Genomic DNA, 26,068 nt, shown 5'->3' with positions numbered 1-26,068 from the left:
GTGTTATGCCGATTTCCTTATGGAAGACTTGAACATGTTTGCCTGTAATTTGGTGTGTGCCTATTAATAGGGTTTTGCTGAGGTGGATTTGTAGAATCAACGCTAGCAGTGTTATGCCGATTTCCTTATGGAAGATTTGAACATGTTTGCCTGTAATTTGGTGTGTGCCTATTAATAGGGTTTTGCTGAGGTGGATTTGTAGAATCAACGCTAGCAGTGTTATGCCGATTTCCTTATGGAACACTTGAACATGTCAGCCTGCTCTTTGAGCAGGCATTTTTTGCCTGTAATTTGAGGTGGCATTGCCACATGTCAAGCTGCGCTTGACCAAAGTCGTGAGCTTCCAGCTCACACTCGGCCAAAAGGGGATCAACAGCAATCCCCTCTTGGATCACCCCTGCCGCCCCGGCGAAGTTGTTGAGCCTCGCTCATTTTCGAAAATAGCTATCGCCTTATATTCGCCGTCCATGGCTCACCTAAGGCTAACTCGGCATCCATGCCTCACTCACGCGATTTGTCTTCGATGAGTTCGGCAACTTCGATGGGGGGGTATTCTGTTAGTTTTTGAAACTCACTTCTGCCCCAAAACGTGTTAGAGGAGATACTCACTCACATTCTATTGATGTGTGTTTACCCAACTAAAAATTATCCGAAAGCAGAAAATCAAGAAGTTATATACTGTTAAAGTTTCTTCCATATTGGCAATCAGTGATAATATTTGTCCCATAAAATACTTGCATAAAATGGTATAAAAATGCCTCTCGTACTACCAGCAGAACTGCAGTTTGCAACTGAATATCCTTTTGCTATCCCTGACAATGTTTTTAAAGAATTGCTGACATTAATAGGAAGAGTTAATTTCAACCAAAGATGTGAGGAAAAAGACCTCTTTGAAATCTATAAGAAGCACATGGCAAAGCCTGCAGGAATAGAATACAACAGAAGTTCTAATACTGACTGGGCAAAAGGCGATCTTGAGTGGTACATGACAGACGCAAGTAAGAATGGCCCTGGCTTTATTGCTGCAATCTTCAACGCATTTGAGGAGTTATATTGTTTCGAAATCACCGTCCCTACTGCCGTACACATAAACCAAATTTTATCTATGCATGGAATGCCCTGTCATATCAATAACGGTGAGCTGGTAATGGCAGGAAATGTTCAGGTGCCAGAGCCTTCGCTATCCATGTCACAAACAGTTATTAGGGCACTGCAAGACGCAAAAACACTAACGCCTGCAAGTGCAATTGATCGTGTCCATACCGCACTTCATGCTTACATTGTTAGTCTTTGCCAAGAAGCTAGTATTCCATTGGATTTAGGCGTTACAGCACAAAAGGCTTTCAAAGAATTGAAGAACAATCACCCCGCTCTTCGGCCACAAGGAAATAGACATTCAGAAGTCGCGAATGTTCTTAACTGTATGGCAGCTACCATCAGTGCTCTGGGTACTATTCGTAACCACGCAAGTCTTGCACATAATAACGAACTGCTTCTTGAACCAGAAGCACAGGCTATGATTAACGCGGCAGTAACTATATTTCGCTACATTGAAGAATGTATGGCTCGACATAGCAGATCCACCGTCCAGCCTCTTCCTGATGTATGGGGTGATATAGAGCTGGCGTAATGTGTATATGACCAGCATAGAGCCTATTTGGTGGACTATCGGTGACCAAGCAAAAAGCAGTCGAGCAAAGTATGGATTTTGGAAAATATAAAGAAACGAGGCATCTCAAGCCTCTACAAGTTCCTAGCAAAGAAGAACTACTTCTCGATGTGTCTAACATCGAAGACAGCTTCACAGGAAGAGCTGATGCTAGTATTGCAAACACATTCATCTTTGAAGCAAGCCATCTGATTGTTAATAGTCTTGCCTTGTTCGAACAGGGGTATTTTGATTGTGCCTTTTACTCCCTACGTCAGTCATTAGAAGTCGCAATGACGATGATGTACCTCTATGATACTAAAGAAGAAGTTAGGAAAAGAGAGTTAGATAAATGGAAGTCTGAGCAACATTTTCCAATGTATGCAGGTATGATTAAACACTTGGAATCAAATGAGAGTGAATTTAAGGATATCAAAAGTAAACTTTCAGAGTTTTTTGTCGAGACAGAAAAAGTAAAAAAGCGTCTTAATAAGTACGTCCATAAACAAGGTTTTGACAAGCTTTACGCTAGTAGAAATCACCCGTTAAGTAGAATCAAAAACAAATTTGATGATGAAGTGTTTGTTGATGAATTTGTTGGATATGTCGAGAGTTGTATTGGGACTGTAGCAGTAATGAGGTTGGCGATAGATCCAATGCCTGTGTTACTCAACGATGAAGAGATCTACGCTAGAACTGGTGATACAATCACTTATCCATACTCTGATGAATTCATTACAAAATATATTGGTTATGATGCACTTGAAAAGTACAAGCAGACATCAATGTATTCACTGCACTACGACAGTTTTATGCAAGAAGAGAAGCAAAGTGAAGTGGTAAACTGGGTAGTCAAAGATAAGTTTGTTGATGTAAGAAGAGCGGATGAAATTCTAGAGCAAGGTCATCTTCTTTCACAAGTTGAGATGCTAGGTGTTATTGCACTCCAAAATATTGAGAGTGTGACTAAGTTTTATACTTGCGGGGGATTAATTATGTACTTTTCAAATAGAGAAACTCTAAGACAGAAGCATGAATGGGATTCTCGTCAATTCTACACATTTATGGAGACAACTCCTAGCACTAACCATCCATTTGATGAGGTGTTTATATCAGCTTTCAAACTTCCTGCAGGCGAGATTTTTCTGGAACATAATAAACTAATTTCGGAAAATGACATTTACAACATTGATCATCTTATCCGCTCACTTAAACAATAGACTGCTAAGTGGCTGTTTAAAAAAATTTCTCCACAATAGTTAAATCAATTCACGTCACAAATAAGTAAATTCTGGATTTAACCATCAGAAGAATCAGTGAGTTCGCAGCGAATTGGTCGTTAAGCTATTGATTTAAAAGTTTTTTGAGGTGCTTTGTTCGCGTGAAATCAACTAGGCTGACTGTTCTTATTCGGAATTCAGCCTAATTTACTGTTAGCACTATATGAGGATACTATGGATTTACCAAATCAAATAAAACAACATAAAGCTGAATCTGATTCATACGCTATTCTTCTTTATCATCTCCGGGATGTTGGCATTTTCCGTAATGTTACCGAAAATGATTATGGTATCGACTTTGAAATCGAATTTGTAGAGGATAGAAGAGTAGTCGGAAATTATATCAAGGCACAAGTTAAAGCTTCCGAAAAACTTGTTATCCGTAATAGTGACTCCGTACCCACAATATCTGGAATTAAACAAAGTACGCTAAACTATTGGGCACAGCTTAGCTTTAAAAGCCATGTTGTTGCGTACGCAGTTGATCTGAAAACTGAAAATATCTATATCTCAAAACCTTTGTTTTGGGATGTTATTTCAAAGATTGACCGAAGTAATTCAACAAAAACAATAGAATTTTTACCACATCAAAATGGTCTTAAGTCACAGGTTCCTGTTGCTAAGGTGTTCACAAAAGCTTACTCAGTATTCCCTTCATTGCTTGATGAGATATACAACCATAAACTGGGGCTAAAAAACCTGAAGAGATTTGCTAGCTTATATGCTGATGTATTTCACTATGACATTTGTTCTGAAGTTGAAAGTCAAGATGATTTCGCCACTTTTTTAGAAGTTTGCAAAGTCCTACTAGTTCATGAAAATTTTGATAACTCGAAGTTTTCAGATGAGGAGAAAAAATATAGGTATAGCCACCAATATTGGTGCAACCAATCTGTGAATAGTGGTTATGATGATGAAGTGGTTAATTTTATTGCGAGAAAACCAATGGAAGTATTGTTTCCTCTATATCTCGATGCTCTTCAAAAGTATGAAAACCGAGTTTTTTCTGGACAATACTTTTGGCTGCACAAAGACCCAACCTACTTAAGGTTGGTATATGAAAACATCATACCAACAGCGAGAGACCATGACGGTATTAGTGATCTAGGTTATGACTACCCGCGGGAAAGAAGAAATCATGGGTTAACTTTTAATAGCTATTGTGCACAAATATAGTGCTAACAAGCTGTTCAAGAGGGATTCGCAACGCGTGGCATTTTTACTATGCGTTGAATTTAGTGATTAAGGTGGTTTGCGGCGGCTTCTGTATTGCGTTGCTCACCCCTTAACAGGGCGTTGCCACTTATCTGATTGCCATAGCTTTCCTAATGCCAAGAGTCATTTTCAGAGCTTAAACTCTAACGCATTTCTGTCCAAAAACGAGTTAACGACTAAAATGGGCTGGCTAGATATTCATCTGAATTGGGCTGTGCAAGCTTCTAAATCATGGATGATTTAGCAGAGCCTATAGGGATATATTCACGGCGACTTGCAAAAGCTCAATGCAGCTGAATTACGTCCCATTGCCATATATTCTCTTAATCCTTACTGGCCTTTAGACTCTTTGGTTAACTCGCTTCCAGTCTCAAAGTGAGTTTCACTGAGTGAGTTTTTATCCTGAGAACAGAGCAAACCCTATTCTCAATTGATTGCTGAAAGCTATCGATATATGTGGCTGTAACCCACTTAACTTTGTTTGTTGTTCCATCTGCGTTTTTAGTGTTTTCTCTTTAGCAATACTGTGGCTATCTATTTGTGTTGAAAGAACCTAGTTTGGCAGTGACGGAGAGAAAAATACCAATTGGCAGCATACAAAATTAGGCGCTATCTAACTTAGCGGCAACATATACTGAGTAGGATGAAATTTAAGTGGGGGAAACCCAAGGTCAAAAACAGTATGGTTTCTCGTAATGATTGGAGAACGAGGTTTGACCTCGCTCGCCAAATGTCTAATCCGTTTTACTGCTGATGCTCTGTAAATAATATAAGCAAGTGATGGATTAGAGCTTTAAGCTAACGGCCATCTTCGAATGAAGCTGTAGCGGAAGCTGTTTCCCAGGTGCCGTCTTGGTATAATATCGTTGCGGTTGCTTTGTGTGGAAAGAAAGGTCGAATTGTAAATGAACATGAAGTTCCACTGGTACCACAAGATGATGCTTTGTCTCCCCAGATTACTGAGTTGATAGGCTTACTTGCCCCAGTAATTCTAAAGGCTGCAGTTGCAGAACGAGCCCCCCATACAATTGCATCACATCTGTTGGGTGTATATTGATCATAGGCCTGAGTATCTACAAAACACTCCATGGTTGCTGACATAGCTTGATTTGCAAAAAGTGAGCTCGCGACCAAAATACCTGCAGTAATTAACTTATTCATAAATATCCTTTTTAATAAATTTGTTATTTTCAAGTTAGCTTAATAACTTAAGCTTTTGCTAAGGTACATCAGAAAAGTTACGCTGCAATAGATAATGGAATAATAAGTTGGATGTAAATTAACGGGCAGAAACCCTGTATCTATGCAGGGTTCAAGTTTATAATTCTTATGTACTAAGACTAACTTACTATCTAGATTGGCTTTATTAAGCTTTTGATTTTAAAGGTTATAATTTATTTTGATAGCTGGTGAATGATTATTTGTGTAAATTTTATGTTACAAGTTGTTTGGGAGAGTTTGCATTTAACTTATTCAATGAATAATAAGTCGTCCTGCGTTAACTCGCTCTTTGCAAACACTAAGGTTAGAAGTACTTGATTCAAGTTGCAAAACACGCAAAGCTTATTTCCATAGGAAAATGAACAACTATTTGGCTTCGCATTCACCTCATCAGCCCCCCTTAAATATCACTCAGTCAAGCTTGGACAACGTGGACATTTATAGTTAATGGCACTACGAGTGATCTCTTACTATGTAGAATGAACGGATCATGTAACCTCTCCTTCCAACGAAACTCACTTTCAAACTACCAGCAACGCTCTTTAAAATTAACAAATTCTAACTAAAAGATAAGTGCTAGCGCCAAGCAGAGTCTGCCCGTATAATCGCCTAAAAATGTGCGTTCTTAACAGTTCGTAAACATTTATATGACAGTAAAAACTGTATTAACCCCTACATAATAAAAATCAAGGAACCTTGTTCCATGCTAGAAAAACTATTCAAACTAAAACAGAACCAAACGTCGTTAAAACAAGAGGTTGTTGCGGGCTTAACCACTTTTTTAACTATGGCTTATATTATTTTTGTTAACCCTATGATGCTCGCTGATGCGGGCATGGATCATGGCGCTGTGTTTGTGGCTACCTGTTTGGCGGCAGCAATTGGTTGCTTGATCATGGGAATTGTTGCTAACTATCCAATCGCGCTTGCTCCTGGCATGGGCTTGAACGCGTTTTTCACTTACACGGTTGTGGGTGAAATGGGCTACACATGGGAAACAGCATTAGGTGCGGTGTTCCTATCGGGGATCTGTTTCTTAGTATTGTCGTTAGTGCGTATTCGCGAGTGGATTGTTAATAGCATCCCTATGTCGCTGCGACTTGGTATTGCCGCTGGTATTGGTCTATTTTTAGCGCTGATTGGCCTCAAGAGTGCCGGTATAGTCGTCGCAAGCCCTGCGACTCTGGTAACTATGGGCGATGTGACAGCGTTTCCTGCTGTGATGGCGGTACTTGGTTTCTTCTTGATTATTGCCATGGTACACAGAGGCATGAAGTCAGCGGTTATCGTGAGCATTTTAGCGGTAACGGGTCTTGGCTTATTATTTGGTGATGTACAGTATCAAGGCATAGTGGCAACGCCGCCTTCAATTATGCCGACCTTTATGAAGATGGATCTGTCGAGTGTACTCGAAGTGAGCATGCTGTCGGTGGTCTTTGCATTCTTGTTTGTGGATCTGTTTGATACTTCTGGCACCTTAGTTGCTGTTGCGCAGCGCGGTGGCTTTTTAGATGATAAAGGGAAATTGCCACGTTTAAACCGTGCGTTGACTGCTGATAGTACCGCTACGATTGCAGGTGCTATGCTCGGCACCTCAACCACTACCAGTTACATTGAAAGTACAGCGGGTGTGAGCGCTGGTGGTCGAACAGGCCTAACAGCGGTTGTGGTAGGACTGCTATTTTTAGGTTCACTGTTTATCTCGCCACTTGCTGGGATGGTGCCTGCTTATGCGACTGCCGGTACACTGTTTTATGTGGCTATTTTGATGATGTCAGGCCTTGTGCATGTTGAGTGGGAAGATATCACCGAAGCGGCGCCCGTGGTGGTGGTTTGTATTTTAATGCCACTGACTTTCTCTATCGCGACAGGTATTGCGATGGGCTTTATCTCTTACGCAGTAATCAAACTGATGAGCGGTCGTTATAAAGATCTAAGCCTTGGTGTGGTGATTTTAGCGGCGCTGTTTGTGGCAAAATTCATCTATGGTTAAATGCTTATTAGCAGCTAAATATTGTTGTTAGTTACAGAAGCCACCCCGGGTGGCTTTTATTTTGCCTTTTGTACGCTGGCGAGGTTAATGCGCTGCAGATCTTACTGTAAAGCGGCAATAATATGAGATATATCCAATTCATCTAATTTATTTCTGCTCTTTGTGGGTACTCACTACCAATTCAAACCTAGATTGGGTATAAGGTTTATTCAATGTATTTTAGCTAGATAATAATGAACTTAAGTGAGATTGCTTACCGCCGCGTGGTAGTAAAACTGGGAACGAGCGTGCTGACTTCAGGCAGCCGCAAATTGGATAAAGCACATTTAGTTGAACTTGCTCGCCAAATGGCGAGTTTGATGAAAGCGGGTGTTGAAGTCGTGCTTTGCACCTCGGGTGCTATCGCTGCTGGTAAAGAGCATTTAGGCTACCCCGAACTCCCCGATACCATGGCAAGTAAGCAATTATTAGCAGCGGTTGGTCAAAGTCAGCTTATCTTAGCTTGGTCGCAACTCTTTAGTATCTACGGTTTACATGTTGGTCAGCTATTGCTAACTCGCGCCGACCTGCACGACAGAGAGCGCTATCTCAATGCCAGAGACTCTTTAAACGCACTGCTGGCTAATGGCATTATTCCGATTATTAATGAAAATGACGCTGTCGCGACCACTGAAATTAAAGTGGGTGACAACGACAACTTATCTGCACGTGCGGCGCTACTTTGCGATGCGGATATGCTTATCCTACTGACGGATCAAAAAGGTTTGTTTAATGCAGATCCACGAAGTGACCCTAATGCAAAGCTGATCACTGAAGTGGTTAATATTGACGATAGCCTGCGCATGTTGGCTGGTGGCGCAGTTTCTGGCTTAGGTACAGGCGGTATGGCAACCAAGCTTGAGGCGGCTGATATCGCTCGCCGTGCAGGTGTTGAGGTGGTAATTGCTTCTGGACATCATAAAGATGTGATTCAAAAAGTGGTCTGTTCAACACCTGTGGGTACCCATTTTACTGCGTTAGAAAATCCGTTAGAAAGCCGCAAACAATGGATTTTGGCAGGCCCTGCAACACGAGGCCAAATAAAGCTCGATCCTGGCGCTGTAGTGGCGGTGACGGATAAAGGTAAAAGTCTGCTATCGAAAGGCATTACCGAGATAAACGGTCAGTTCCAACGCGGTGATACCGTTGAGTTAATCGATATTACTGGCAAAGTATGCGCCAAAGGTATGAGCCGTTATAGCTCGAAAGATTTAAGCCTAATAGCGGGCAAACATTCAGATAGCATCGAGTTGGTGCTCGGTTATGATTATGGTGATGCAGTGGTTCATCGCAACGATATGGTGGTGTTATGAGTAATAGCGAATTTCTAAATAAGTTAGGTGAGCAAGCAAAAAAAGCAAGCTACGCGCTAGCGAGTCTAACGGGCCAGCAAAAGACGGCATTGCTGCGCTGTATTGCTAGCAAACTGACCTATGCCAAAGCGAGCATTATTGCTGCTAACCAACAAGATGTAGAACAAGCAAAAGCAAACGGCTTATCAGAAGCGATGATAGACAGATTGTTGTTAGATGAGCCGCGTTTACTTAGCGTGATTGCTGATATTGATAATGTGATTGGTTTGACTGATCCCGTGGGCAGTGAGATTGATAGCCGCGTACTTGATAACGGTCTGCGTTTGTCTCGCCGCCGTGTACCACTCGGCGTTATTGGTGTCATTTACGAAGCGCGGCCGAACGTGACTGTTGATATAGCAGTACTCGCGTTAAAGACGGGCAACGCGGTTATTCTGCGCGGCGGTAAAGAGACCTTGGCCTCAAATAAAGCGCTATGTAATGTGATCCGCAGTGCAATGACGGAGCAAGGCTTACCTGAAGATTGTGTACAGCTAATTGATAATCCAGACCGCAGTTTAGTATCAGGACTTCTTAAGCTCGATAAATATGTAGATATGATTGTACCTCGAGGCGGCCAGAATCTGCAGCGTCTATGTGCCGAGCAAGCGACGATCCCAGTCATTTTGGGCGGCATCGGTATTTGTCATCTGTTTGTTGATGTACAGGCCGATCTCGAAAAGGCGATAGCCGTTATTGAAAATGCCAAGGTGCAGCGACCTACAGTGTGTAATGCACTCGATACGGTATTAGTACATCAAGCCAATGCTAAGCACTTTATCCCAGCTTTATGTAAGCAGTTGGCAACTAAAGGTGTTAGCTTTTATGGTTGCGCACAAACTCAAGCGGTGATGGACAACAATGAGCAGCAGGTATTGTTGGCAACCGACGAGGCTTATTCAACGGAGTGGTTGTCGTTAACTCTAGGAATAAAAGTGGTTGATAGCCTAGAAGATGCAGTGGCGCATATTCGTCAATATTCAAGTGGCCACTCTGAGTCTATTTTGACTGACAATATCCATACTGCTAGCGAGTTTATGAATGCGGTCGATTCTGCTGCTGTTTACGTTAATGCCAGCACCCGCTTTACCGATGGTGGTGAGTTTGGTTTAGGGGCTGAAGTGGCGGTAAGCACTCAAAAGCTACATGCTCGCGGACCGATGGGGCTCGAAGCGCTAACAACTTATAAGTGGTTGGCTTGGGGAGATTACACTGTCAGAGGCTAATCGTTAGTTATTCAACTCGCTTAATAATGAATCGAAGTTTTGCATTAAAGCTACTTGTCGTAATAAAGGCCGCTATCAGCGGTCTTTTTTTTTGCCCTAGTCACCCTCTATTTCATATTCGTTGTGAATAGCAGATTCAGATCTGCAGGTGGTCAGAATTGCTATTAACTAGTATGGAATAACATAAGCTTATTTATCTAATGTTGATGGGGTTGCTTAAGTTGTTGAATTTACTAGCTATAAAAGTTGGCCTGTCGATTGCATTTCATTTGTAAATAAATGAAAGATAATCAAAAGGACTTAACCATGACGACTTCCCGCTTATTTACAACACTGTTCCTTATATTGGGAATGACATCAACGGTAGCTATGGCTGCATCTACACGAACCTTGAGCGAGAGCTATCAATATGATGGTCAAGAAGTCAGCCTTGATATGGGGATAGGCTCGGCTAAATTTATTGCCACTGACAGTAATGAGATAAAGATTGAGGTAGTCGTTGAAGATTCAGACACCAATTGGTTGTTCTTTTGGGGCGATACTGATCTTAGTGACATTGCCATTGAGTCTAAGATCACGACCAAAGCACTTAATCTTAGTTTGAATGAGCAAGATAATATCGAGCAGCAGTGGACGGTGTATTTACCAAAGCAAACAGCACTATCATTAGAGGTTGGAGTTGGTGCAATCGAAGTTAGCGGTATGACTAATGATATCGAAATTTCGTTAGGCGTCGGTAGTGCGGTTGTTGAACATCAAATTACCTATAACAGCATCGATCTTGATTCTGGTGTGGGTGATGTATCAATCAGTGAGCAGGGGAGAAAACTGACTGTTGAGAGAAGTTTAGTGGCGCAGTCATACTCGAATAAAGACCAAGCTGGAGAGGCATCACTTACTGTCGATGTTGGTGTTGGCGAGGTCGTGGTGACAAAATTGTAGTGACTTCAGCTTGTCGTTAATAAATAAAAAAAAACCGGCGTTTGCCGGTTTTTTATTAAGTCTTATAGCACGGGTACTGCTATTGCACCGTTGCACGTTTACTGTCGCGCCATTTGCCCAGTTTTGGTAATAGCCGCTGCAATGCTAATGCAGACAAGATCAAAGCAAGGCCGATATAGGTCGACTCTTCAATATTTTCTCGCAAGATCCAGGCTATAAAGCCGATTGATAGCACCGGAGTAATAAACACCAATGTGGTAATACTCGCAGTTCGCTCGGCTTTTTTTAATGCGATAAGCCACAGCACAAAGGTCACACCCATCTCAAACAAGCCCACATAAGCGGCGGCTAGCATGCCCTCTAAGCTCCAAGCTGGCAGTGTCTGGGTTGTCAGTAAAGCAACAACAATAAAGGGCAACCCAACTAAGAAACTTAGCAATAAACTAATGACAGGGTCGCCCTTGTCTTTGGTGTTGACTATCCAATACAGTGACCACAGTAGCGTGCTGGTTAAGGCCAGTACCACACCTGCGGTACTTTCAAACTGAAAGCCCGTCAAATTGCCTTTAGTGGCTATAGTAAACACCCCAAAGTAAGCAACAACGGCGGCTACCACATCACTTTTTCTTAGTTTTTGTCCAAGTAACGGCACAGAGAGAATGGGTAGTAGAATCGCCCAAGTATAATTGAGTGATAAAGCTTGCTGTGCTGGCAGCAAATCATAAGCCTTAAAGAGCACTAAATAATAAAGAAAAGGGCTGAGCAAACCGGTTTGTAAATAAAACAGTGGCCGGCCAGCGAACTGCTTGCTCACTAATGACAATTTATTTTGCGCAGCAAGGATCACTCCAAGCGCCACAATTGAGGTAGTGACCGCAATAAACACCAATTGCAAAGGCGTGTAATGGGTCAATGCTAATTTAAAAGCGGTGGCGACAGTCGACCACAGCAATATTGCACCTATGCCAAAAGCATAAGCCTGATGGGATGTTTTCAATTTCTACTACTCTACTACGTCGAGACTACATATATACGTGCAACACGGTCAGACCGCATAGATTGCACAACTACTTCTTCGATTGTATTCATTATACGTTTGTGCATATTAGTGAACTGAGATTTAGATCAATAAAATGCAATCAAATGACAAAATTTACACTTTTCCCTTGTATTCGTTTCAAACGTCCCAATATAGGTAACCAAGAGACGAAATGGGCAAAAAATTAAGACTTGAAAACGATTCAGTCTGACCCCATTTCTATTACCAGATAACAAATTTAGTTTAGATAAGATTTCGGAGGACTCCATGGGTAGAATTATTGGTATCGATTTAGGCACAACAAACTCTTGTGTTGCAGTATTGGACGGCGACAAAGCTCGCGTATTAGAAAATGCTGAAGGCGATCGTACTACACCCTCAATCATCGCATACACTGCTGATGAAACTTTAGTTGGTCAACCTGCAAAGCGTCAGGCTGTTACAAACCCAACTAACACCGTATTTGCTATTAAGCGTCTTATCGGTCGTCGTTTTAAAGATGATGAAGTTCAACGTGATGTTGACATCATGCCATTCAAAATCATCGGCGCTGATAATGGCGATGCTTGGGTAGAAGCCCAAGGTAAGAAAATGGCTCCACCACAAATCTCTGCTGAAATCTTGAAGAAGATGAAGAAAACTGCAGAAGATTATTTAGGTGAAGAAGTGACAGAGGCGGTGATTACTGTTCCTGCATACTTTAACGATTCACAGCGTCAAGCGACTAAAGATGCTGGTCGTATCGCAGGTCTTGAAGTTAAGCGTATTATCAACGAGCCAACTGCTGCAGCACTTGCATACGGTATTGATAAGAAGCAAGGCGACAACATCGTTGCAGTATACGATTTAGGTGGTGGTACATTTGATATCTCTATCATTGAAATCGACAGTGTTGATGGCGAGCAAACTTTTGAAGTACTTGCTACCAACGGTGACACTCACTTAGGTGGTGAAGATTTTGATAACCGTCTAATTAATTACCTAGCTGACGAGTTCAAGAAAGAGCAATCTCTTGACCTACGTAACGATCCGCTAGCGATGCAGCGTCTAAAAGAAGCTGCTGAAAAAGCGAAGATTGAGCTTTCAAGCACCACACAAACTGAAGTAAACCTGCCATACATCACTGCTGATGCAACAGGTCCTAAGCATTTAGTGGTTAAGATCACTCGTGCAAAACTTGAGTCACTGGTTGAAGACCTAATTACTCGCTCACTTGAGCCACTAAAAGTTGCTCTAGCAGACGCTGACCTTTCAGTTTCTGATATCAACGAAGTGATTCTTGTTGGTGGCCAGACTCGTATGCCTAAAGTACGTGAAGAAGTTTCTTCTTTCTTTGGCAAAGAGCTACGTCAAGATGTTAACCCTGATGAAGCGGTTGCTATCGGTGCAGCAGTTCAAGCGGGCGTACTATCTGGTGACGTTAAAGATGTATTGCTACTAGACGTTACACCACTGTCTCTAGGTATTGAGACTATGGGTAGCGTAATGACTAAGCTTATCGAGAAGAACACCACTATCCCGACTAAAGCATCGCAAACGTTCTCGACTGCAGACGACAACCAAGCAGCTGTGACTATTCACGTACTGCAAGGTGAGCGTAAGCAATCAAGCGGTAACAAGTCTCTAGGTCAATTCAACCTCGAAGGTATTGAACCAGCTCCACGTGGCATGCCACAAATTGAAGTTGCATTCGACATCGATGCCGACGGTATCTTGCATGTATCTGCGACAGACAAGAAAACCGGTAAAGCACAAAACATCACTATTAAAGCCTCTTCAGGTCTAAGTGATGAAGAAGTTGAAGCAATGGTTCGTGATGCTGAAGCACATGCTGATGAAGATGCTAAGTTCGAAGAGCTAGTAACAGCTCGTAACCAAGCTGATGGCATGGTTCACGCAACTAAGAAGCAGATCGAAGAAGCCGGTGAAGAGTTACCAGCTGACGAAAAAGAGAAAATTGAAGCTGCAATGGCTAACGTTGACACTGCCACTAAAGGTAGCGACAAAGAAGCGATTGAAAAAGCAACTCAAGAGCTAATGGAAGCTTCTTCTAAGCTAATGGAAATTGCCCAAGCTAAAGCGCAAGCTCAGCAAGGTCAGCCAGAAGGCGCAGGCGAAGCGCAACAAGACGCTCACGCAGCGGATGATGTTGTTGACGCTGAGTTTGAAGAAGTGAAAGACGACAAAAAATAATGACGGCTAACCCCTAATTTATTCAAGCGGGCGTTTGAGGTAACTCTTACGCCCGTTCGTGCAACTCCAGCAAAGAAAGCATGAGATTATGTCAAAGCGAGATTTTTACGAAGTATTAGGTGTCGGACGTGACGCCAGCGAACGCGAAGTGAAAAAAGCTTATAAGCGTTTAGCAATGAAGTTTCATCCAGATCGCAACCCAGGTGATAAAGAAGCAGAAGCTAGCTTTAAAGAAGTTAAAGAAGCTTATGAAATCCTAACCGATAGCGATAAGAAAGCGGCGTATGATCAGTTTGGTCATGCTGGCGTTGATCCAAATCGTGGCGGTGGCGGTCATGGCGGTGCTGATTTTGGCGACGTATTTGGCGACGTATTTGGTGATATCTTCGGTGGTGGACGTCGTGGTGGCGGACAACGTCAAGCGGCGCGTGGCAGCGATTTACGTTATAACCTAGAGCTTTCTTTAGAGGAAGCGGTTAAAGGGTTAAGTAAAGAGCTACGCATCCCAACATTGGTTGCTTGTGAACCTTGTGACGGTACTGGCGCTAAGAAAGGCTCTAAACCGACAACTTGTGGTACCTGTCATGGCCAAGGCCAAGTTCAGATGCGCCAAGGTTTCTTTGCTGTACAGCAAGCCTGTCCTACCTGTCATGGTCGCGGCAAGATCATTAAAGATCCTTGTAATAAGTGTCATGGCGAAGGGCGCGTAGAGAAGAGCAAAACACTATCAGTTAAGATCCCTGCTGGGGTTGATACTGGCGATCGTATTCGTCTATCAGGTGAAGGTGAAGCGGGCGAGTTTGGTGCACCTCCAGGGGACTTATATGTTCAGGTAAGTGTACGCGAACATGCCATCTTCCAACGTGATGGCAATAACCTTTATTGTGAAGTGCCTATCTCATTTAGCAAGGCTGCATTGGGTGGTGAGATTGAAGTGCCAACATTAGATGGCAAAGTTAATCTTAAGATCCCAACTGAAACGCAAACTGGACGTATGTTCCGTATGCGCGGTAAGGGTGTTAAGTCTGTGCGTAGCCATGCTGTTGGTGATCTGTTGTGTAAGGTTGTGATGGAAACTCCTGTTAACCTTAATGAACGTCAAAAAGAGCTATTGCGAGAATTTGAAGAGACATTAACTGGCCAGTCAAAGAAACACAGCCCTAAAGCTGAAGGTTTCTTCGATGGTGTTAAAAAGTTTTTTCAAGATTTGAATAGTTAATAACAGTTCAAAGTATATAATTTAAGCCTCGCAATTGCGGGGCTTTTTGTTATTAGTAATATGGGATCAAGTATATGACTAAAGGATTAATAATATTTATCAGCTCAGTACTGCTGCTATCGGGTTGCGCGACTCACCAATCCCCCACAGGTCGCGGTCAAACCTTACTGTTTTCATCACAAGAGATGTCGCAATTGGGTGATGCTTCATTTGCGCAATTGAAACAGCAAGAGAAGGTCAGTCAAAACAAAGCAACGAATAACTATGTTAGTTGTGTAGCCGATAGGATAACTGCCGCTTTACCTGATCAAAGTTTACCGTGGCAAGTGGTAGTATTTGAATCTGAGCAGGTTAACGCCTTTGCGCTGCCCGGTGGTCATATTGGTGTTTATACCGGCTTGCTAGATGTTGCGGTCAATTCAGATCAGCTAGCCACTGTTATCGGCCATGAAGTGGCGCATGTTTTAGCAAACCACAGTAATGAGCAAGTGTCGCGTGCACAGTTAACTGGGGCTGGGATGCAACTGGCTGATGTTGCCCTAGGTGCTGGTGGTATTGAAGATAAGAGTTTATACATGGCCGCGCTCGGGCTCGGAGTACAAGTAGGCTACATATTACCTTATGGCCGAGACCAAGAGTCTGAGGCTGATATTATCGGGGTGGAGCTCATGGCCAAGGCGGGTTTTAATCCTGCACAAAGCGTTGAGCTGTGGAAGAATATGTCTAAAGCTGGCGGAGAACAGGGACCTGAGCTGTTATCGACTCACCCATCACATGGTCAACGCATTGCACAGCTACAACAGATGCAAGCCAAAGCTCAGCCGCTTTATGAAGTTAATCGTGTTAGTGTGAAAAATACTTGTCAAAGGCCAAATTAGCCGCCATTTTTAGGGGAATATCACAGAAAATGTGCTAAACTGGCGCGCGAAAATTCATGAATCATTGAGAGTAAAATCATTATGTCTGATAAGTTCAGTACAATTGAAGAGCAAGCAAGTTACGGTGTTGGTCGTCAACTAGGTGAGCAACTAGCTGCTAACTCGTTTGAAGGTATCGATATTTCTGCCGTTCAATTGGGTCTATCTGACGCTTTCGAAGGTAAAGAAAGTGTAGTGGCTATGCAAGATATGCAAATCGCATTCACTGAAATCAGCCAACGTATCCAGAAAGTTCAAGAAGAAGCTGCCGCTGCTGCATCAGAAATCGGTGATAAGTTCCTTGCTGACAACGGCGCACGTGAAGGCGTTGTGACTTTAGAGTCTGGTCTTCAATACGAAATCATTACCGAAGGTAATGGTGATAAGCCAAACGCTGATTCAACTGTACGTACTCACTACCACGGTACATTCATCTCAGGTGATGTATTTGATAGCTCTGTTGCTCGTGGTGAGCCAGCTGAATTCCCAGTTAACGGCGTTATCGCTGGTTGGACTGAAGCACTACAACTTATGCCTGTGGGTTCTAAGTGGAAGCTTTGCGTACCGCAGCACCTAGCATACGGTGAGCGTGGCGCTGGCGCTGCAATCCCACCATATTCAACTTTGGTATTCGAAGTTGAATTGTTAGAGATTATCTAAGTTAGCCAATAAGCCTAAGTTAATACTTAGGCTTTTTTTTGACAATTAGTTAGGGAGTACTGAGATGACTGAAAGAGTAAGAGTGGCGATTACCGGAGGCAGTGGCCGTATGGGACGAACTCTTATTGAAGCGGCTAAACAGAATGATGCTATTTTGTTAGGCGCTGCGATTGAGCGTGCGGGTTCAACGTTGATGGGAGTTGACGCTGGCGAGCTTGCGGGTGTGGGGGCAATGAATGTTGCAATCACTGATTCACTAGATAAGGCCGTTGATGATTTTGATGTACTCATTGACTTTACCTCGCCTGAGGCTAGCGTGATCCATACCGATTGGTGTGCTAAACATGGCAAAGCTATTGTGATAGGCACTACTGGTTTCAATCATGCTCAAAAAGAGCAGATTTCAGCGTACTCAGAACAAGTACCTATTGTAATGGCTCCCAATATGGCTGTCGGCGTGAATCTAATGTGGAAACTGTTAGAAGTCGCGGCTGAAGTGATGGGGCATTACAGCGATATTGAGATCATCGAAGGGCATCATAGATACAAGAAAGATGCACCGTCTGGCACTGCACTTAAAATGGGTGAAGTGATCGCTGAAACCTTAGGTCGCGATCTTGAAAAATGTGCTGTTTATGGCCGTGAAGGTATTACCGGTGAGCGTGATAGAGAAACCATAGGTTTTGCTACCGTTCGTGCTGGTGATATTGTTGGTGAGCATACCGCACTGTTTGCTGATATTGGTGAAAGACTTGAAATCACCCATAAAGCATCGAGTCGAATGACATTTGCTAATGGGGCTATGCGTGCAGCTTCCTGGCTCAGTGCACAAGGCTCAGGCTTGTATGATATGCAACAAGTCCTTGGCTTAAAACAATAAATATTCAAAACCGCTATTAGCGGTTTTTTTATGTGAGAACAGTTATTTTTTTTAAAAGTACAGTTCCACTATAGACGGGTACCAGTTTTACGTATAAAATCGGCGGAATTTGTCAAAATTTCGTATTTTAGCGAAAGTTGGTATTTTAAAAAAACACAAAAAACATTGTATTTCAATGGCTTGGCTCTTTCCGGAGGTCGCGTTGACAAAGTCTGCCTTACTCGTACTTGAAGATGGAACCGTTTTTTCTGGCACTGCAATTGGTGCTGAAGGGATGTCTGTTGGTGAAGTGGTATTTAACACTTCAATGACTGGTTACCAAGAAATTTTGACTGATCCATCATATGCTCGTCAAATGGTAACTCTCACTTATCCACATATTGGTAATACTGGCACTAATGAAGAAGACACTGAATCGTCGTCTGTTCATGCTTGTGGCCTTATTATTCGAGACTTGCCTCTTATCGCAAGTAACTTCCGAAATCAGCAATCTTTAAGTGAATACTTAGAGGCCAACAATGTTGTTGGTATAGCGGATATTGATACCCGTAAATTGACTCGTATTTTACGAGAAAAAGGCGCCCAAGCAGGATGTATTCTGGTGGGTGATCTTGATGAAGCCAAAGCGCTAGCAGCCGCTAAAGCGTTCCCTGGTCTAAAAGGCATGGATTTAGCCAAAGAAGTAACAACTACTGAAGCCTATCAATGGCGCAGTGGTAGCTGGCGTCTTGTTGGCGGTTTACCGTCAGATAAGGCCGAAGCTGAGCTTAAATATAAAGTCGTAGCTTATGATTATGGTGTAAAGCGCAATATTTTACGCATGCTCGTTGACCGTGGCTGTGATGTCACTGTGGTACCAGCACAAACCCCAGCATCAGAAGTATTAGCGATGAACCCTGATGGGGTTTTCCTATCAAACGGTCCTGGTGACCCAGAGCCTTGTGATTATGCGATTACTGCGATTCAAGAGATTTTGAAGACGGACATTCCAGTTTTTGGTATCTGCCTTGGTCATCAGTTATTAGCATTAGCCTCTGGCGCTAAAACCTTAAAAATGAAATTTGGTCATCATGGTGCAAACCATCCAGTGAGCAATATCGAGCAAGGTAACGTAATGATCACCAGCCAAAACCACGGTTTTGCTGCAGATGAATCAACGCTACCGGCCAATATTAAAGTGACCCATAAGTCACTCTTTGATGGTTCTTTGCAAGGTATTCACTTAACTGACAAGCCTGCGTTTAGCTTCCAGGGACACCCTGAAGCGAGCCCTGGGCCACACGATGCTGCGCCGCTGTTTAATCACTTCATCGATTTGATTGAACTGTATCGTCAGAATGCCAAGTAGTAAATTCATCCGGGAGAAGATTTAAGCAATGCCAAAACGTACCGATATAAAGAGTATTCTTATCCTAGGTGCTGGACCAATTGTTATTGGTCAAGCCTGTGAGTTTGACTACTCAGGCGCTCAAGCCTGTAAAGCCCTACGCGAAGAGGGTTACCGAGTTATTCTTGTTAACTCTAACCCAGCAACCATTATGACTGATCCAGAGATGGCCGATGCAACCTATATCGAGCCTATTCACTGGGAAGTTGTGCGCAACATTATTGCTAAAGAGCGCCCTGATGCGATCTTACCTACAATGGGTGGCCAGACTGCACTTAACTGTGCGTTAGAACTTGAAAGCCGCGGCGTACTAAAAGAGTTTAATGTCGATATGATTGGCGCTACTGCCGATGCAATTGATAAAGCCGAAGACCGTAGCCGTTTTGACAAAGCAATGAAGTCAATTGGCCTTGAGTGTCCTCGTGCTGGTATCGCCCATAACATGGATGAAGCACGTGCTGTTTTAGCAGAAGTTGGTTACCCATGTATTATTCGCCCATCATTTACTATGGGCGGCAGCGGTGGCGGTATCGCATACAACAAAGAAGAGTTTGAGGATATCTGTTCTCAAGGTCTTGAACTTTCGCCTACCAGCGAACTGCTTATCGACGAATCTTTGATTGGTTGGAAAGAGTACGAGATGGAAGTGGTTCGTGACCGCAACGATAACTGTATTATCGTTTGTGCAATTGAAAACTTCGATCCAATGGGCGTGCACACGGGTGACTCTATCACCGTGGCTCCTGCACAAACATTGACGGATAAAGAGTACCAACTGATGCGTAACGCATCACTTGCAGTACTGCGCGAAATCGGTGTTGAAACCGGTGGTTCAAACGTACAATTTGGTATCAACCCGAAAGATGGCCGTATGGTTATCATCGAGATGAACCCGCGTGTATCGCGTTCATCTGCGTTAGCCTCTAAAGCAACTGGCTTCCCAATCGCTAAGATTGCTGCCAAGCTAGCGGTTGGCTTCACCCTTGATGAGCTAAGCAACGATATTACGGGTGGCGCAACGCCTGCATCGTTTGAACCTGCAATTGATTACGTTGTTACCAAAATACCTCGTTTTAACTTTGAAAAGTTTGCCGGTTCAAATGACCGTCTAACCACACAGATGAAATCTGTGGGCGAAGTGATGGCGATTGGTCGTACTTTCCAAGAGTCACTGCAAAAAGCACTGCGCGGTCTTGAAGTTGGTAAGAAGGGTCTTTGCCCTGAAATCGATATCACCGAAACCGATGCTATGTCACGTATTCGCCATGAGCTAAAAGAGCCTGGCGCTGAGCGTATTTGGTATATCGCAGATGCATTCCGTAGCGGTTTGTCGGTGGATGATATTTTTGCGCTGACCAATATCGACCCTTGGTTCCTTGTGCAGCTTGAAGACTTGCTGAAGAGCGAAGCACAAGTGGCTGAAGCCGGTCTTGCTGGTTTGAATGCGGACGTATTACGTAAACTTAAGCGTAAAGGTTTTGCAGATTCACGTTTAGCAACATTGGCTGGTGTAAGTGAGTCTGAGGTACGTAAATTACGTACCCGTTTCGAAATTCACCCAGTATACAAGCGCGTAGATACTTGTGCGGCTGAGTTCTCAACTGATACTGCTTACATGTACTCTACTTATGAAGAAGAGTGTGAAGCGAACCCATCAAACCGTGAAAAAATCATGGTGTTGGGCGGCGGGCCAAACAGAATTGGCCAAGGTATTGAGTTCGATTACTGTTGTGTTCACGCGGCATTAGCGCTACGTGAAGACGGTTACGAGACCATCATGGTTAACTGTAACCCTGAAACGGTTTCAACCGATTATGATACTTCAGACCGTCTGTACTTTGAGTCAATCACCTTTGAAGATGTGCTTGAAATTGTCCGTATCGAGAAGCCAAAAGGCGTTATCGTTCAGTACGGTGGTCAAACACCACTTAAGCTTGCACGTGATTTAGAGGCGGCAGGTGTGCCAATTATTGGTACTAGCCCTGATGCAATTGACCGCGCAGAAGATCGTGAGCGTTTCCAGCAAGCGATTGAGCGCTTAGGCATGAAGCAGCCTGAAAACGATACCGTGACAACGGTTGAAGGTGCGGTTATCTCTGCTGAGCGTATCGGTTATCCGCTAGTTGTTCGCCCATCTTATGTATTAGGTGGCCGCGCAATGGAAATCGTCTATGACGAGCAAGACTTACGTCGCTACTTTAATGAAGCGGTAAGTGTATCGAATGCCTCTCCTGTACTGCTTGATCGTTTCCTTGATAATGCTATCGAAATTGATATCGATGCAGTATGTGACGGTGAAACCGTGGTGATAGGTTCTATCATGGAGCATATCGAGCAAGCGGGGGTTCACTCTGGTGACTCTGGTTGTTCACTACCGCCATATAGCTTAAGCCAAGATATTCAAGACCGCATGCGTGAGCAAGTGGGCAAGCTTGCAATGGAGTTAGGCGTTATTGGTCTAATGAACGTGCAGTTTGCCGTGAAGGATAACGAGATCTACATGATTGAAGTTAACCCTCGAGCAGCCCGTACTGTGCCATTTGTATCGAAAGCAACAGGTGTGCCACTAGCTAAGATTGCTGCACGAGTGATGGCTGGTCAAAGCCTGAAATCACAGAACTTCACCGAGGAAGTTATTCCGCCATTCTACTCTGTTAAAGAAGTGGTATTGCCGTTTAACAAGTTCCCTGGTGTTGATCCACTGCTTGGCCCTGAAATGCGCTCAACCGGTGAAGTGATGGGTGTAGGTGACACGTTTGCTGAGGCTTATGCTAAAGCGCAGCTAGGTGCTACATCAGAAGTGCCTAAGTCTGGCCGTGCGCTTTTATCAGTGCGTAACAGTGATAAAGCACGTGTGGCTGATTTAGCGGCTAAGTTGATTGAACTTGGTTACGAAATCGATGCGACGCACGGGACTGCCGTTATCTTAGGTGAAGCGGGTATTAACCCTCGTCTGGTTAACAAGGTACACGAAGGTCGTCCTCATATTCTTGACCGTATTAAGAATGATGAGTACACCTACATAGTGAACACCACTGAAGGTCGCAAGGCGATTGAAGACTCACGTCAACTTCGTCGCGGTGCACTGCGTTACAAAGTGAACTACACCACGACATTGAACGCTGCTTTTGCAACATGCATGGCGCATGCTGCTGATGACCGTTCAAATGTAAGTTCAGTACAAGAGCTTCATAAGCGTATTGCTAAATAGCGCTTGGTGCTACTTTGGAAAAAGGCCGCATATTGCGGCCTTTTTTAATGGGTGTGCAATGTCCGGCGCAACAGAATGAAACAATAAGCTGAATTTAGCTTTTACTTCGCGGCTAGGAATATCTGCCGCGGCTCTCGATTAATGAAAATTTATCTTACTTAGCTAGTAACTGTCGCCAAGGTTGAGTAAGCTCTATACATTCCATAGGGTGCATGTTTCGCCCTTAGCGTTTACAATGACGCTATTCCAATAGATTTTTAACCCCGTTGACATTTTCCTCGTCAGCGAGGGCTGCTTTTGTTTTAAAGGAGACGAAAGAAGATTATGAGCAAGGTTCCAATGACGATTATCGGCGCTGAACAGCTTCGTAAAGAATTAGATATTTTGAAGTTTGAACGTCGCCCAGCAATTGCAGAGGCAATTGGTGAAGCTCGTGAACTTGGCGATTTGAAAGAGAACGCTGAATACCACGCTGCGCGAGAAGAGCAGGGTCTATGTGAAGCTCGAGTTCGCGATATTGAAGGTAAGTTATCACATGCTCAAATTATCGATGTGACGACAATGCCAAATACTGGCCGGGTTATTTTCGGCACTACAGTGACGATTTTAAACATCGATACTGATGAAGAAGTGACTTACCGTATCGTAGGCGAAGATGAAGCTAATGTGAAAGAGAACTTGCTTTCTGTTAGCTCGCCAATTGCACGCGGTTTAGTCGGCAAAAGCGTCGATGACGAAATATCTATAACCACGCCAGGTGGTACCAGTGATTTCGAAATCACTAAAGTAGAGTATATCTAAGTAAAGCGTTTTCTGTTGAGATAAAGCCGCTAACTTAGCGGCTTTATATTTTTGATTGTAATCGGGCTCACAAGTTAGTCATCAAAACTTGGAGAAGTCGCGCTAGTGTGTTTATATAAGCTTGAATTAATTTAGTGGTAGGTGTTTTTGTGCGATTGTTTGGAATGGTTGGGATCATATTGTTGCTCATTGGGGGATTTTTATTGTCACCTATGTCAGCAAGTGCGTCTGTAGCAAACCTAAACCAGCATAAATCGCAATCTTCAACCCAATCTTCAAACCAAGCCAACGCTGGTAATTTTTTTGCCGCAACTACCTTTGTTGAACCGTCGCAAACTTCTGTTCAGGACTGGGTTATTAACGACTCCTTGAGTCTGACTTTGTTGGACCCTTCTGAAAAAACGACCGTAAAAGAGCGCACACAAGCTGGTTTACAAGGTAGTCATCTAGAGCATACATTCCCACTACACTCGGAATATGCGCCGCTGGTATCTCAGCGTTTCATGAGTTTTGCGCAACATGAGCGACTGCACAGTCGACCTGATTATCAAGTCGCATTTGAGTTTATTTCTCCATTAGTGCCGTCTTTAACTGTTGGGTACCGCATGGACTCCCCCCCTGCTGTCGATTGGCAATTACATGTCGGCGGTTCTTCTTTCAGGCTTTCCGCATGGAAAGAATCGAATCTTTTGTACCGTTTATCCCATACTCGTTCCGCTTAACTAGCAACCGATAGCCGTTTCAGGCTTCTCTATCAAGAGCAGTTCATCTCTATTGTCAGAAACCCTTGTTTCAGACATTGGCTCGTACTTTTACTTTAAAGCTAATGCTTTGAATAAAGTGCCTTTGAATCTGTCGTGACGCTTTACAGCCTTTATAGATGACTCGACTGAGTTATTAGAGGCGAAGTGTTGCTCTTGATAGTTGTTACTGCCGCATCTCTTAATTGAATTCAATCTCTTAAAAAGATTCTGAGTGAGTGCTGCAGTTCGTTTTCGCGTTTTAAGTGAATACAAAGAGCAAAACAGTATGAGTAAACAAAATAAAGCAAAAATTTTAAACCATTACAGCGCATGGAAATATGTGGTGTTAGTGGTCACTATCACCATTATGTTTTTTAGTGCACTGCCAACATTTTATGGCGAAGATTCTGCTATCCAAGTCAGTAAGGATGCCGGTCTTAAGTTAGCGCCATTGGCGCTGCAGCAACAATTACTCTCGTCCGGTATGAATGTTAAAAGGATTGATCAGTCAGACGGACAAACATTAATTGTGCTGGGAGATAACTCTCAGCAAGCACAGCTGAAGTCGTTACTTGCAGAGCGGGTACAAGATCCATCTGAATTGACGCTTATGTTAGCGCCTTCAGCCCCTAATTGGATGCTGTCCTTAGGGTTTTCACCGATAAAGTTAGGCTTAGATCTTCGTGGCGGCGTACAGTTCTTATTGGATGTTGAAATAGAACCTGTTTATAAGCTGCACTACAACACTTTTGTTGAGTCTGTTCGCCAATTTGTAAGAGATGAGTCTCTTACTGGTGTCACTGTACAGCAGCAAGTTGGCGATAGAGTGCAAATTACAACTTCGGACTCAGGCCATCGACAAGTTTTGCGAACATTCATCAGTCAAAAATACCCAAACTGGCAATTGAGTAATAATGGGGCGAACTCGCTGAGTGTTGTGCTCTCAGCCGCTGAAAAAAACAATATTCAAGATCTCACTGTGAAACAGAACCTGCAGATTATGCGCAGCCGCATTGAACAGTTGGGGATCACCGAAGCTGTGGTTCAGCGTCAAGGAGAGCATCGGATCAGAATTGAACTGCCGGGCGTACAAGATCCTGCCGAGGCCAAGTCGGTGATTGGTGCTACAGCCAGTTTAGCTTTTTATCAGGTGATGCAGTCAAACTCAGTTAACTCAAAAACACTAAACGATGAGAAAGGACAACCAGTATCGGTTGCAAGGCGCGCAGTACTAGGCGGTGAGCATATTGTTGATGCTAGGGCTCAATTAGGTGAAATGGGCTTGCCAGAAGTGGTGATTCACCTCGATCGTGATGGCGGCAGAAAGATGTCTGATTTCTCTCGCGCCAATATCGGTAAACCAATGGCGACATCCTACAGCGAATATAGCCGAGATGAGCAAGGTAAAATTAGCCAGACTACCGAAGTGATAAGCGTGGCCACAATTCGCTCACAATTAGGAGACCGTTTTAGTATCACTGGGGCTGGCGATTATGCGAGCGCACAGCAACTAGCACTTTTATTAAGAGCCGGCTCAATGACTGCACCGGTGACAATTGTAGAGGAGCGCACCATAGGGCCAAGTTTAGGTGAAGAAAACATCACCAATGGTTTTGCTGCTTTGGCGTTAGGCATGGCATTTACATTGCTGTTTATGGGGCTTTGGTATCGCCGTTTAGGTTGGATTGCCAATGTGGCACTGTTATCAAATATGGTGTTGTTATTTGGCCTGCTGGCATTAATCCCTGGAGCGGTTTTAACCCTGCCTGGAATCGCTGGCCTGGTACTAACAGTGGGCATGGCGGTTGATACAAATGTGCTCATCTTTGAAAGGATTAAGGACAAACTACGTGAGGGAAGGAGCTTTGCACACGCGATTGACCGAGGTTTTGATAGCGCATTTTCAACCATTATTGACGCGAATATTACTACTATGATAACCGCAGTTGTGTTGTATTCGATTGGTAACGGCCCGATTCAAGGCTTTGCCTTGACGCTAGGGCTTGGCCTGCTAACCAGTATGTTTACCGGTATTTTTGCTTCTAGAGCATTAGTTAACTGGGTATATGGACGTGACTTTAGACGTGATGTGAAGGTGTAAT

19 protein-coding genes are annotated in these 26,068 nt (G+C 43.5%); 17 read left to right on the top strand and 2 right to left on the bottom strand.

The features are described 5' to 3' along the window. Positions 1-754 precede the first annotated feature (754 nt). The 3 genes from L2730_RS02745 (at position 755) to L2730_RS02735 (ending at position 4,104) form a co-directional block, all read left to right on the top strand. Positions 755-1,630 carry an abortive infection family protein gene (locus L2730_RS02745; protein WP_248973202.1) on the top strand — a complete coding sequence of 292 codons (876 nt, stop codon included), beginning with the start codon at positions 755-757 and terminating at the stop codon, positions 1,628-1,630. A 41-nt stretch (positions 1,631-1,671) separates the two neighbouring features. After that, complete coding sequence (locus tag L2730_RS02740; RefSeq protein WP_248973201.1) at positions 1,672-2,868, top strand: hypothetical protein; 1,197 nt, start codon at positions 1,672-1,674, stop codon at positions 2,866-2,868. Between the two features lie 234 nt (positions 2,869-3,102). After that, positions 3,103-4,104: a DUF4365 domain-containing protein gene (locus tag L2730_RS02735; RefSeq protein ID WP_248973200.1), complete on the top strand. Its 1,002-nt coding sequence runs from the start codon at positions 3,103-3,105 to the stop codon at positions 4,102-4,104. Between the two features lie 837 nt (positions 4,105-4,941). On the opposite strand, the gene L2730_RS02725 is transcribed toward L2730_RS02735, so the two are convergent. Continuing rightward, positions 4,942-5,304, bottom strand: coding sequence for a hypothetical protein (locus tag L2730_RS02725; RefSeq protein WP_248973199.1), 363 nt, complete (start codon positions 5,302-5,304; stop codon positions 4,942-4,944). A gap of 763 nt (positions 5,305-6,067) precedes the next feature. Here L2730_RS02725 and L2730_RS02720 point away from each other — a divergent pair. The 4 genes from L2730_RS02720 to L2730_RS02705 all read left to right on the top strand — a co-directional run bounded on the left by L2730_RS02720 (position 6,068) and on the right by L2730_RS02705 (position 10,916). Next, positions 6,068-7,357: an NCS2 family permease gene (locus L2730_RS02720; protein WP_248973198.1), complete on the top strand. Its 1,290-nt coding sequence runs from the start codon at positions 6,068-6,070 to the stop codon at positions 7,355-7,357. A gap of 233 nt (positions 7,358-7,590) precedes the next feature. Then, positions 7,591-8,709 carry a glutamate 5-kinase gene (proB, locus tag L2730_RS02715; RefSeq protein ID WP_248973197.1) on the top strand — a complete coding sequence of 373 codons (1,119 nt, stop codon included), beginning with the start codon at positions 7,591-7,593 and terminating at the stop codon, positions 8,707-8,709. Continuing rightward, the gene (locus L2730_RS02710; RefSeq protein ID WP_248973196.1) at positions 8,706-9,974 is read left to right on the top strand and encodes a glutamate-5-semialdehyde dehydrogenase; all 1,269 of its coding nucleotides are present in this window, start codon (positions 8,706-8,708) and stop codon (positions 9,972-9,974) included. Before proB ends, L2730_RS02710 begins: the two co-directional genes overlap by 4 nt. A 306-nt stretch (positions 9,975-10,280) precedes the next feature. Next, a complete protein-coding gene (locus L2730_RS02705) occupies positions 10,281-10,916 on the top strand; it encodes a hypothetical protein (protein WP_248973195.1) in 636 nt (211 codons plus the stop codon). A gap of 79 nt (positions 10,917-10,995) precedes the next feature. On the opposite strand, the gene L2730_RS02700 is transcribed toward L2730_RS02705, so the two are convergent. After that, positions 10,996-11,913: a DMT family transporter gene (locus tag L2730_RS02700; RefSeq protein ID WP_248973194.1), complete on the bottom strand. Its 918-nt coding sequence runs from the start codon at positions 11,911-11,913 to the stop codon at positions 10,996-10,998. Between the two features lie 309 nt (positions 11,914-12,222). On the opposite strand from L2730_RS02700, the gene dnaK reads away from it, so the two are divergent. The 10 genes from dnaK to secD all read left to right on the top strand — a co-directional run bounded on the left by dnaK (position 12,223) and on the right by secD (position 26,067). After that, a complete protein-coding gene (gene dnaK, locus L2730_RS02695; RefSeq protein ID WP_248973193.1) occupies positions 12,223-14,148 on the top strand; it encodes a molecular chaperone DnaK in 1,926 nt (641 codons plus the stop codon). An 88-nt stretch (positions 14,149-14,236) separates the two neighbouring features. Further along, entirely contained in the window at positions 14,237-15,367 is a 1,131-nt protein-coding gene (dnaJ, locus tag L2730_RS02690) for a molecular chaperone DnaJ (protein ID WP_248973192.1), read from the top strand. Between the two features lie 74 nt (positions 15,368-15,441). Continuing rightward, entirely contained in the window at positions 15,442-16,245 is an 804-nt protein-coding gene (locus L2730_RS02685; protein ID WP_248973191.1) for a M48 family metallopeptidase, read from the top strand. Positions 16,246-16,326: 81 nt separating this feature from the next. Then, on the top strand, positions 16,327-16,944 hold the full coding sequence (gene bamJ / locus L2730_RS02680) for a BamJ family beta-barrel-assembly machinery protein (RefSeq protein WP_248973190.1): 618 nt from the start codon (positions 16,327-16,329) through the stop codon (positions 16,942-16,944). A 64-nt stretch (positions 16,945-17,008) separates the two neighbouring features. Next, entirely contained in the window at positions 17,009-17,824 is an 816-nt protein-coding gene (gene dapB / locus L2730_RS02675) for a 4-hydroxy-tetrahydrodipicolinate reductase (RefSeq protein ID WP_248973189.1), read from the top strand. 175 nt (positions 17,825-17,999) lie between these two features. Continuing rightward, positions 18,000-19,172 carry a glutamine-hydrolyzing carbamoyl-phosphate synthase small subunit gene (gene carA, locus L2730_RS02670; protein WP_248973188.1) on the top strand — a complete coding sequence of 391 codons (1,173 nt, stop codon included), beginning with the start codon at positions 18,000-18,002 and terminating at the stop codon, positions 19,170-19,172. A gap of 28 nt (positions 19,173-19,200) precedes the next feature. After that, positions 19,201-22,422, top strand: coding sequence for a carbamoyl-phosphate synthase large subunit (carB, locus tag L2730_RS02665; RefSeq protein WP_248973187.1), 3,222 nt, complete (start codon positions 19,201-19,203; stop codon positions 22,420-22,422). 324 nt (positions 22,423-22,746) lie between these two features. Next, positions 22,747-23,223 carry a transcription elongation factor GreA gene (gene greA, locus L2730_RS02660; protein WP_044555689.1) on the top strand — a complete coding sequence of 159 codons (477 nt, stop codon included), beginning with the start codon at positions 22,747-22,749 and terminating at the stop codon, positions 23,221-23,223. A gap of 149 nt (positions 23,224-23,372) precedes the next feature. Then, a complete protein-coding gene (locus L2730_RS02655) occupies positions 23,373-23,945 on the top strand; it encodes a hypothetical protein (RefSeq protein ID WP_248973186.1) in 573 nt (190 codons plus the stop codon). 307 nt (positions 23,946-24,252) lie between these two features. Continuing rightward, a complete protein-coding gene (gene secD / locus L2730_RS02650; RefSeq protein ID WP_248973185.1) occupies positions 24,253-26,067 on the top strand; it encodes a protein translocase subunit SecD in 1,815 nt (604 codons plus the stop codon). Position 26,068: the final 1 nt, after the last annotated feature.

The sequence above is a fragment of the Shewanella kaireitica genome (assembly GCF_023284045.1).
GTDB lineage: Bacteria > Pseudomonadota > Gammaproteobacteria > Enterobacterales > Shewanellaceae > Shewanella > Shewanella kaireitica.
Note: the sequence above shows the minus strand (reverse complement) of the source record. Positions and strands in the feature narration are given on the sequence as shown.

Bases quoted from the DNA above. Each gene is read 5' to 3' on its own strand.
- L2730_RS02685 (WP_248973191.1), top strand. From the start codon at position 15,442: ATGACTAAAGGATTAATAATATTTATCAGCTCAGTACTGCTGCTATCG.
- dnaK (WP_248973193.1), top strand. From the start codon at position 12,223: ATGGGTAGAATTATTGGTATCGATTTAGGCACAACAAACTCTTGTGTT.
- dnaJ (WP_248973192.1), top strand. From the start codon at position 14,237: ATGTCAAAGCGAGATTTTTACGAAGTATTAGGTGTCGGACGTGACGCC.
- secD (WP_248973185.1), top strand. From the start codon at position 24,253: ATGAGTAAACAAAATAAAGCAAAAATTTTAAACCATTACAGCGCATGG.
- dapB (WP_248973189.1), top strand. From the start codon at position 17,009: ATGACTGAAAGAGTAAGAGTGGCGATTACCGGAGGCAGTGGCCGTATG.
- L2730_RS02720 (WP_248973198.1), top strand. From the start codon at position 6,068: ATGCTAGAAAAACTATTCAAACTAAAACAGAACCAAACGTCGTTAAAA.
- bamJ (WP_248973190.1), top strand. From the start codon at position 16,327: ATGTCTGATAAGTTCAGTACAATTGAAGAGCAAGCAAGTTACGGTGTT.
- proB (WP_248973197.1), top strand. From the start codon at position 7,591: ATGAACTTAAGTGAGATTGCTTACCGCCGCGTGGTAGTAAAACTGGGA.
- L2730_RS02745 (WP_248973202.1), top strand. From the start codon at position 755: ATGCCTCTCGTACTACCAGCAGAACTGCAGTTTGCAACTGAATATCCT.
- L2730_RS02710 (WP_248973196.1), top strand. From the start codon at position 8,706: ATGAGTAATAGCGAATTTCTAAATAAGTTAGGTGAGCAAGCAAAAAAA.
- L2730_RS02725 (WP_248973199.1), bottom strand. From the start codon at position 5,304: ATGAATAAGTTAATTACTGCAGGTATTTTGGTCGCGAGCTCACTTTTT.
- greA (WP_044555689.1), top strand. From the start codon at position 22,747: ATGAGCAAGGTTCCAATGACGATTATCGGCGCTGAACAGCTTCGTAAA.
- carB (WP_248973187.1), top strand. From the start codon at position 19,201: ATGCCAAAACGTACCGATATAAAGAGTATTCTTATCCTAGGTGCTGGA.
- carA (WP_248973188.1), top strand. From the start codon at position 18,000: ATGGCTTGGCTCTTTCCGGAGGTCGCGTTGACAAAGTCTGCCTTACTC.
- L2730_RS02705 (WP_248973195.1), top strand. From the start codon at position 10,281: ATGACGACTTCCCGCTTATTTACAACACTGTTCCTTATATTGGGAATG.
- L2730_RS02735 (WP_248973200.1), top strand. From the start codon at position 3,103: ATGGATTTACCAAATCAAATAAAACAACATAAAGCTGAATCTGATTCA.